Raw genomic sequence first — 8,833 nt, forward strand, 5'->3', positions numbered from 1 at the left:
AGCTCTTCCGCCAGTGCGGCGGCGTTGGCCACCACCTGGCGGGCGTACCGGGAGAACTCCGGCTGCGCGGCCTCGTGCAGCGCGACCGCGATGCCCGCCGTGGTGTGGTTGTGCGGCCCACCCTGCAGCCCCGGGAAGACGGCCTTGTCGATGGCCTTGGCGTATGGCTCGGTGGCCAGCACCATGGCCCCGCGAGGGCCTCGCAGAGTCTTGTGCGTCGTCGTCGTGATGATGTCCGCGTGCCCGACCGGCGACGGGTGCGCCCCGCCGGCGACCAGGCCGGCGATGTGCGCGATGTCCGCCACCAGTACGGCACCGACCTCGCGGGCGACCTCCGCGAAGGCGGGGAAGTCGATGGTCCGCGGGATCGCGGTGCCACCGCAGAAGATCAGCTTCGGACGCTCCTTGAGCGCGAGATCGCGTACCTGGTCCATGTCGACCCGCCCGCTCTCGCGGCCCACGTCGTAATGGACCGCGTTGAACCAGGTACCGGTCGCGGACACGGACCAGCCATGGGTGAGGTGGCCGCCCATCGGCAGCGACATTCCCATGACGGTGTCACCGGGCTTGACCGTGGCCAAATAGACGGCGAGGTTCGCCGGCGACCCCGAATAGGGCTGCACATTGGCGTGGTCGGTGCCGAACACCGCCTTCGCCCGGTCGATGGCCACGGTCTCGATCTGGTCGATGACCTGCTGGCCTTCGTAGTACCTCCGGCCGGCATAGCCCTCGGAGTACTTGTTCGTCAGCACCGTCCCGCTGGCTTCCAGCACGGCGGCCGACACGTAGTTCTCCGAGGCGATCAGCTTCAGCGTGTCACGCTGACGCGTCTCCTCGGCGGTGATCAGGTCGGCCAGCTGAGGGTCCACTGCACGCAGCGCGTTAGGGGTGGTGGTCATGGCGCTCAGGCCACATCCTTTCCTCGTTCCGCGGTCTGTCGGAGTCCCCAGGCGCGCGATGACTCCGTGGTCAGCTCCCCGGTGGTTAGTTCCACCTCGACCGCTCGGTCACGCGGCCGGATACGCCAGTTGCCACTTCATCACCATAGCCGCATCCATGCCGCAGGACCCACACGCCCTCCCGGGATGTGGGACCGAGCCCTGCACCTTAGGCTGTTGTCCGTGGTCACCGTCCGTCCGCAGCCACCGCATCCGTTCTTCGACCATGCGGGCCCGCTGGCGTTCGCGCACCGAGGGTTCTCACCGGAGGGCCTGGAGAACAGCATGCGCGCCTTCTCCGCCGCCGTCGACCTCGGATACCGCTACGTGGAGACGGATGTGCACGCCACCATCGACAACGTGGTGGTGGCCTTCCACGACACCACACTCGACCGGGTGACCGACCGCACGGGCGTGGTGGCGGAGCTTCCCTGGTCCGAGGTCCGCCGCGCCCGCATCGGTGGTTCCGAGCCGGTTCCGGCTCTGGAGGACCTGCTCGGCACCTGGCCGCAGCTGCGGGTCAACATCGACATCAAGTCGGCATCGGTGGTCCAACCGATGGTGCAGGCCATCGAGCGCACGGCCGCTCATGACCGGGTATGCATCGCCTCGTTCTCCGACGCCCGGCGACGGCAGGCGGTCGGCGAGCTGTCCAGGACGGTCGCGACCTCCGCGGGGCGCTCGCTGGTCTCGAACTTCGTCTTCGCGTCCAGGACCGGCCTGGCCTCCCGGTCTCGCCGATGGCTCGCAGACGTCCACTGCCTTCAGCTGCCCGCACGGATGAGCGGGCTCAGGATCGTCACGCCGCGGTTGGTCGCCGACGCCCACGCCGCTGGACGTCAGGTGCACACGTGGACGGTCAACGAGTCGGCGGATATGGAGAGCCTGCTGGACATGGGCGTGGACGGAATCGTGACCGACCGGGCGGACGTCCTGCGCGACGTCCTCAGCTCGCGTGGGGACTGGCCAGGGCGTTAGCCGTTGAACCAGGCGCTCCTGCGGATCTGTTTCATCGCTCCCCGGCGCGTCGACGGATCGAGGCGGTGAATGTAGACGATGCCGTTCAGATGGTCGACCTCATGCTGCAGGCAGCGCGCAAGCTCGTCTTCGCCTTCCACCCGTACCGGACGACCATCGGCGTCGACCCCTTCCACGACGGCGTGCGCGGCGCGACGCGTCGGAAACCACAGACCCGGCACCGAGAGGCACCCTTCGTCGCCGCCCTGTTCGCCGGAGGTCTCGACCAGAGTCGGATTGAACACGACTCCGCGCTGCCCTTCCGCACCATAAGAGAAGGCCCGGGCCGGTATCCCAATCTGGGGCGCGGCGACGCCGGCGCGACCTGGAAGAGCCAGCGTGTCCAGCAGGTCCTCCGCAAGGGCATGGCTCACCTCGCCGAAGTCCTTCACTTCCTCGGCTACCGTGCGCAGCACCGGATCCCCGTACAGCCTGATCTCCCGAACGGTCACGGCCACACCACTCCTGTTCATCGTAAGCTGAGTCAATTTAGCAATCGCCGGTACAGCCGTTCATCCGGCCTCGGCGGAACTCTTCGCGCTATCATGGGTAAGAGATGTGGTAGTTGATGTAAGCCATACGTTGGCACTAGTGAGCGAAATCACGTGGGCTGACTTCGCATTGTCACCGCAGTTCCGGAACACTGGCGTAGCCCCATCCGTTCTCTCAGTGCCCGCAGTACACGACAGAAAAGTCCAGGGGTTGAAGAAACCCCGGAAGGGTTCCTACATGTCTGAGCGTTCCACCCTACGTGGCTCCCGCCTCGGCGCCCGGAGCTACGAGGATGAGCGCGGCGTCGAGTTCGCTGAGCGGCAGGTTATCTCCTACGGCTGCGCCCTCGGTCATCGGTTCGAGGTGACGTTCTCCACCGAGGCTGAAATCCCTGCCTTGTGGGACTGCCCGCGGTGCGGCTCGGAGGCGCTTCGTCAGGCTAGCGACCGGCCGGACGACAAGCCCTTGAAGCCCGCCCGCACCCACTGGGACATGCTCCTCGAGCGGCGATCCATCGACGAGCTCGAGGCTCTCCTCGACGAGCGTCTTGAGCTCCTACGTGCCGGTCTGCTCCCGGGGACAGCGCACCTGGCTGCTCAGACACGGGAGCGGAAGCGTAGCGCCTGACGCCTCCCAGTTCACCGAGCCGAAGAAGACGGTCCCGACGCCATCGGCGCCGGGACCGTCTCATGTCCGGACGTTCTTCTCTGTCATCGCATCAGCGCTCGCGGCCCGGTTCAGCCCGGCCCGATCTAGCCCTCGTCTTGTTGCTGGGCATCAGAACGAGGTGGCTGACCTGTTGAGTCACCGAGGACTTCTCCCTCGACCACGTCTCCCCTATGACGCACCCCCGGTTGCCCTGGCGTGCCACGGTACGGGAAGGTCCGCAACGCCGCCGCGGCCAGCCGACGGCCGACGCTCTTACGGATGGGAGGAAGAAGGAGCAGCAAGGCGGTGGCGTCCGTGACGAATCCGGGTAACAACAGCATGGTCCCAGCCAGCAATGTCACGCCGGCGCCGGCGATCTCCTCCTCGGGAGAACGCTGCACGTGGATTCCGGTCTGATCCTGGACCTGCGACTCATCCGTCGTCTGCGCGGCCCGGACCGCGGCTTCACGCAATGAGCGCCATGCCCTGAAACCCGCTCTCCTCATGATCCACAGGCCGAACACGCTCGTCGCCAACGCGAGCAGGATCGCGTATCCGAAGCCGATCCAGTTTCCTACGGCGACGAAAGCAACGATCTCCGCCACAGCCGCCAGGAACGGACCGAATGCGCTCAAGGTGCGCCGACGATGCGGGTTCAACTGCTCGTGGCTCATGTGCGCTCCCCCCTGAACGCCGACGTCTTCACTTTCGACCGTACCTGCTGCATTCGATGCCGCGCACCCCACTGGGTGACGCGGACAAACGCCTCTCGGACGATATCCGCCCCCATCTTCGATTCCCCTTGCTCACGTTCGACAAACGTTATGGGGACCTCGACGACGCGGAGCCCAGCACGCACCGCGCGCCACGCGAGATCAATCTGAAAACAATACCCCTGCGACGCGACCGTGGCCAGATCGATCGTCCGCAATGACGACGCGGCGCACACACGGAAACCACTGGTGGCGTCGCGCAGCTTCAGGCCCAGGACCACCCGCGCATAGGTGTTGGCGCCGCGGGACAGCAGCTCACGCCGTCGGGGCCAGTTCAGCACCCGGCCGCCCGGAACGTAGCGGGAACCGAGTACGAGATCGGCTCCGCGGGCAGCGTCCAACAACGCGGGAAGTTCCTCCGGCTGGTGGGAGCCGTCGGCGTCCATCTCGACCAGGTATCCGTAACCCTGCCGCAGAGCCCATTGGAAACCCGCGACGTAGGCGGGCCCCAGGCCCTGCTTCTTGTCGCGATGGAGCACGTGAACCCGCGAATCCCGATCCGCCATCATGTCGGCGAGCTCCCCGGTGCCATCAGGCGAACCGTCGTCGACCACCAGCGAGTGTGCGTCCGGGACAGCGCCCTGCAGCCGGGTTATCGTCTTCTCGAGCGTCAAGGCCTCGTTGTACGTCGGAATGATGACGACCACACCCGCGCCCGTCTCGCCCTCTTCCGGCGGCGGGTCGTCGCCAACGCTGGTCATGTGGTCGCTCCTACCTTCGGCTCCGGGGCACCCTGCCCTTACGCAGGTTCGGCCCGACGGGACACGCTACGCGTCGGCTGTCCTTCTTATACCCCCGCTGCGACCGGCACCGGTTCCTTCGGCGGTTCTGGCTCGGCTGCTGGCCGACGGCGCAGCAGGACGATACCCGCGATGGCCGCACCCAATCCTGTCCCGACGACGATCCACTCCGGCCAGGCCCCGACCGTGGTGGCGAGCGTCGTCTCGTCGGACAGCTGCACGTCCGAGACGAGGACATCCTGGGTGAAGAGCTCCGTGCGTTGCTCGACGTCGCCGTCCGGGTTGATGATCGCGCTGATACCGGACAGAGCCGAGACGATCACCGTGCGCCCATGCTCCACCGCCCGCAACCGGGACTGCGCGAGGTGCTGCTCGCTCATCGGCGAGTCACGGAACGTCGCGTTGTTCGTTTGCACGGCGAGGAACTGTCCACCGTCGACGACGGCATCACGGACGATCTCGTCGAACCCGACCTCGAAGCAGATGGCCAAGGCGACCGACGCGACGCCCGTGTCGAACACGCCCACCTCGTCGCCGGCCACGTGGTCCTGCGGCTGACGTGCGACGGCGTCGGTGATCATCTCTGCGATCCCACGCATCGGTATGTACTCGCCGAACGGCATCGGACGTCGCTTGATGTAGGTGTCGACGGGACCAGTCTCCGGATCCCACAGGATCGACGTGTTCTCCTTGTTCTGGCCGTCGTCGGTCGGGATGATCGCGCTGATCACCACCGGCACGCCGATCGAGCGCACCGCGTTGTCGATGTCCTCGTAGATGGCCGGATCGGCGAACGGGTCGATGTCCGAGGAGTTCTCCGGCCAGATCACCAGGTCCGGTTGATCGACCTGGCCGCTTTGAATATCCCGGGCCAGTTGCTCGGTCGCCTCGACGTGGTTCTCGGTCACCACCCGGGCCCTGGAGTTGTAGTCCAGGCCCATCGACGGAACGTTGCCCTGAACGGTGGCCACGGTGATGGTGTCCCCGTCCGGGGCCGGTGGTGACACAACGAGCCCGGAGAGCGTCACGGCCGCGGCGGCGCCGGCCGCCACCAGACGGCTCCTGGTGTCCGCGCTGACCAGCAGCCATGCCAACAATCCGCTGACGAGGGCGACCGCGAACGACACCAACGGAGTGCCCCCGAGCGCGGCGAGTCCGGTGAACGGACCGTCAGCCTGCGCAAAGGCCAGTTTTCCCCAGGTCAGCCCGCCCCACGGAACTCTCCCGCGGAACGCCTCGACCGCGACCCAGACCGCGGCGATCCAGATCGGCCAGCCCACGAGCCGCTGGACGAGTGTCATACCGAGCGCCAACGCGATGAAGAAGGCCGCTTGCAAGATCCCCAGCAGGATCCAGGGAATGGGGCCGACTTCCATCCCCGTCCACCACATGAGCGGAAGGAAGAACGCCAGCCCGAAGAGAAACCCGAAGATCGCCGATCGTCTCAGCGGCTGGTCACGGACGAGCAAGGCGGCCGCGCCGGGTGCCAAGGCGGCCATGAACCACAGATCGAACGGCGGGAACGCCAGTGCCAAGCACAGGCCGACGATGACCATTCCGGCTGCGCGCAAGAGGAAGTGCCGCCTGCCCTCTTGGCCCGCTACCCAGAGACTCACGTGACGGACTCCATCCACCAACCTTGTGTACCAGCACACCCGAGATACCCAGGGTAGCCCGGACGAAGCTCACTTATACCACGACGCCTGGACAACGTCTCCGGTGCTGTAGACGTGCCCCGAAAGCACAGACTCGTGCCAAAGGAGACCGAGATCACATGTGTCCGTCAGCGTCGCAGAAGGGACGCGGCCCGGCCGTCCTTCGGACCGAACCGCGATGCCGCCGGATGCGACTCGCGACCCGTTGTCTACTGGACTGGCCGGGCCCGACCTGGTCTCACCCCGTGCCACTACGGGACACGTGCGGGCCCGGCGCGCAAGCGCGGGCCTGGCTCTAGAGGCGAGGCGGCATAAAGCCGTTTCGCGCCTCCGACCCCGGTCGCACTGCCTACCCGGGACGTATCCCCGTAGCGGTTCGTCCGTTGGTGGACTTCATGCGACTCTGCTCCAGCTCGCCGCACATGTCAACCTGCCGCCGACCTGCGGCAACACCCTATAGCGGCAGGTCATCCACACTGCCGGCTCAAAAGGTCGATCATGAGATTTATCAATGCGGCTCGGCGTGTCGCGAATGACACGCCGAGATCGCGGCGTTATAGGACAGCATCAACTCGATGATCATTAGTCATAACGCCTGTCATGACACCCAAAATAGACACGTCCCGTGTCGATACATCCGAACGTCCGAGCCGGCCGCAGCCACCAGCCCCCGGCAGCCGTGCAAGCGAGCGGCTAGGCCGGCAGGAACCATTCCGAACTAGATCAAATCGTACATCTACTCCCGCGGCCGCCTGACCACCCACCCCGGAGGGCAAAGTTTTCCCGATGATCTCGAGAAGATGTGCACTTTATTGTTGCCTCACGCGCCTGTTACCGTAACTCTTACGTAGCCAAGGGGTCGTCCGGGGATATCTTCCGTGTGACGCGCTTCTTAAGTCGCCTGCCAGGAGGTCATCCGATGATCACGCAGCTGAGCATCCCGCCCGACAAGGTCCGCACAGTCTTGAGCGAGCATCTGCTCACTGACGGTTTCAAACTCGTCCTCGACACCTCCGCGAGCCGGGGCAGCTGGCTGGTCGACGCGCGCGACGGGCAGCGATATCTGGACATGTACACGTTCTTCGCTTCGTCTCCCCTGGGCTGCAACCCGTCCGACATCGTCGAGGACCCGGAGTTCATGACCCTGCTCGCCGAGGTCGCGGCCAACAAGCCCGCGAACTCCGACGTGTACTCCACGCATCTGGCCGAGTTCACCCAGACGTTCGTACGCGTCCTCGCAGACCCCGCGCTCCCGCACCTGTTCTTCGTCGAGGGCGGCGCCCTCGCCGTCGAGAACGCGCTCAAGGCCGCATTCGACTGGAAGAGCCGTCAGAATGAGGCAGCCGGGCGCGACCCGGCACTGGGCACCCGCATCATGCACCTCAGCCGTGCGTTCCACGGCCGCAGCGGCTACACCATGTCACTGACGAACACCGAGCCGGGCAAGACGGACAGGTACCCGAAGTTCGACTGGCCGCGCATCGACGTGCCCGCCATCCGCTTCCCGCTTGAGGACAACCTCGACGACGTCGTCGCCGCCGAGGAGCGTGCGTTGGAGCAGGCCCGGCGCGCCTTCGCCGAGCACCCGCATGACATCGCCGCGTTCATCTGCGAACCGATCCAAGGCGAGGGCGGCGACAACCATATGCGGCCGGAGTTCCTGCGGGCCATGCAGGAGCTCGTCCACTCCGAGGACGCGCTGTTCATCGTCGACGAGGTGCAGACCGGCGTCGGCACGACCGGCACTGCATGGGCCTACCAGCAGCTCGGCCTCTCCCCCGACATCGTCGCGTTCTCCAAGAAGGTCCAGGTGGGCGGGATCATGGCCGGGGGCCGGATCGACGAGGTGCCGGACAACGTCTTCGCCGTCTCCGGTCGCATCAACTCCACGTGGGGCGGCGGCCTGGTGGACATGGTCCGCTCGCGGCGGATCCTCGAGGTCATCGAGCGCGACGGCATCATCGAGTCGGCCGGGCCCAAAGGCGAGCGCTTCCTTTCGGCATTGCGCTCCGCGGCCGACGACGTTCCCAGCGGCGCCATCAGCAACGTGCGCGGCCGGGGGTTGATGGTGGCCGCCGACCTGAAAGACCCGGCGACCCGCGACGCCGTCCTCACGTACCTGCGGGAGAACGAACACGTGCTGGCTCTACCCAGTGGCCAGCACGCGATCCGCTTCCGTCCGGCCCTCTCCGTGTCGGATGATGAGATCGATCAGGCGGTCGCCGCGTTCGCCCGAGCCGTCGCCCACCAGACGCCGTAGAGGAGTCCCCACCATGAGCACCCACACGTCCGCCTCGGTCGTCACCTCCGTCGTCGACGGCAAGCCTGTCGACGGCACTCGCACCGTCACCGGCCGCAACCCCGCGCGCTATGACGACGTCGTGGCGGAGATCTCCTTCGCCGACGCGGCCACGGTCGTGGATGCGGCAGCTTCCGCGAAACGCGCGCAGCCGGCCTGGGCCTCCGTGCCCGCTCCCATCCGCGGCCGCGCGATCGCGCACATCGGCCGTCTCGTGGAAGCCAACATGAATGAGCTGGCCGCCCTGGTCACCCGAGACGTCGGCAAGCCC

General features: G+C 66.5%; 9 protein-coding genes. 4 read left to right on the top strand and 5 right to left on the bottom strand.

Going from position 1 to position 8,833, the window contains the following annotated elements:
- Window positions 1–899, bottom strand: an 899-nt coding sequence (locus ELR45_RS30260) for a serine hydroxymethyltransferase (RefSeq protein WP_205857565.1), incomplete at its 3' end; no start/stop codon positions are given.
- Window positions 900–1,121: 222 nt separating this feature from the next.
- Between ELR45_RS30260 and ELR45_RS30265 the strand changes: the two genes are divergently transcribed.
- On the top strand, window positions 1,122–1,916 hold the full coding sequence (locus ELR45_RS30265) for a glycerophosphodiester phosphodiesterase family protein (RefSeq protein ID WP_205857566.1): 795 nt from the start codon (window positions 1,122–1,124) through the stop codon (window positions 1,914–1,916).
- On the opposite strand, the gene def is transcribed toward ELR45_RS30265, so the two are convergent.
- On the bottom strand, window positions 1,913–2,407 hold the full coding sequence (gene def, locus ELR45_RS30270; protein ID WP_129669668.1) for a peptide deformylase: 495 nt from the start codon (window positions 2,405–2,407) through the stop codon (window positions 1,913–1,915). The genes ELR45_RS30265 and def overlap by 4 nt on opposite strands.
- Before the next feature lie 139 nt (window positions 2,408–2,546).
- Here def and ELR45_RS30275 point away from each other — a divergent pair, with 139 nt between their 5' ends.
- On the top strand, window positions 2,547–3,074 hold the full coding sequence (locus ELR45_RS30275) for an RNA polymerase-binding protein RbpA (RefSeq protein ID WP_276320747.1): 528 nt from the start codon (window positions 2,547–2,549) through the stop codon (window positions 3,072–3,074).
- A 125-nt stretch (window positions 3,075–3,199) separates the two neighbouring features.
- Here ELR45_RS30275 and ELR45_RS30280 read toward each other — a convergent pair whose 3' ends face one another.
- The 3 genes from ELR45_RS30280 to lnt form a co-directional block, all read right to left on the bottom strand.
- Window positions 3,200–3,769, bottom strand: coding sequence for an FxsA family protein (locus tag ELR45_RS30280; RefSeq protein WP_129669615.1), 570 nt, complete (start codon window positions 3,767–3,769; stop codon window positions 3,200–3,202).
- A complete protein-coding gene (locus ELR45_RS30285; protein ID WP_129669616.1) occupies window positions 3,766–4,569 on the bottom strand; it encodes a polyprenol monophosphomannose synthase in 804 nt (267 codons plus the stop codon). The genes ELR45_RS30280 and ELR45_RS30285 overlap by 4 nt, the downstream gene beginning before the upstream one ends.
- A gap of 86 nt (window positions 4,570–4,655) precedes the next feature.
- Window positions 4,656–6,224 carry an apolipoprotein N-acyltransferase gene (lnt, locus tag ELR45_RS30290; RefSeq protein ID WP_129669617.1) on the bottom strand — a complete coding sequence of 523 codons (1,569 nt, stop codon included), beginning with the start codon at window positions 6,222–6,224 and terminating at the stop codon, window positions 4,656–4,658.
- 958 nt (window positions 6,225–7,182) lie between these two features.
- Between lnt and lat the strand changes: the two genes are divergently transcribed.
- Together lat and ELR45_RS39695 are read left to right on the top strand one after the other, a co-directional pair.
- Window positions 7,183–8,523: an L-lysine 6-transaminase gene (lat, locus tag ELR45_RS30295; RefSeq protein ID WP_129669618.1), complete on the top strand. Its 1,341-nt coding sequence runs from the start codon at window positions 7,183–7,185 to the stop codon at window positions 8,521–8,523.
- A gap of 13 nt (window positions 8,524–8,536) precedes the next feature.
- The coding region (locus ELR45_RS39695; RefSeq protein ID WP_205857567.1) for an aldehyde dehydrogenase family protein at window positions 8,537–8,833 on the top strand (297 nt) is incomplete at its 3' end.

The organism is Phytoactinopolyspora endophytica, from assembly GCF_004138495.1.
GTDB lineage: Bacteria > Actinomycetota > Actinomycetes > Jiangellales > Jiangellaceae > Phytoactinopolyspora > Phytoactinopolyspora endophytica.

Coding starts and splice junctions, on each gene's coding strand:
- lat (WP_129669618.1), top strand. CDS start 7,183: ATGATCACGCAGCTGAGCATCCCGCCCGACAAGGTCCGCACAGTCTTG.
- ELR45_RS30280 (WP_129669615.1), bottom strand. CDS start 3,769: ATGAGCCACGAGCAGTTGAACCCGCATCGTCGGCGCACCTTGAGCGCA.
- ELR45_RS30285 (WP_129669616.1), bottom strand. CDS start 4,569: ATGACCAGCGTTGGCGACGACCCGCCGCCGGAAGAGGGCGAGACGGGC.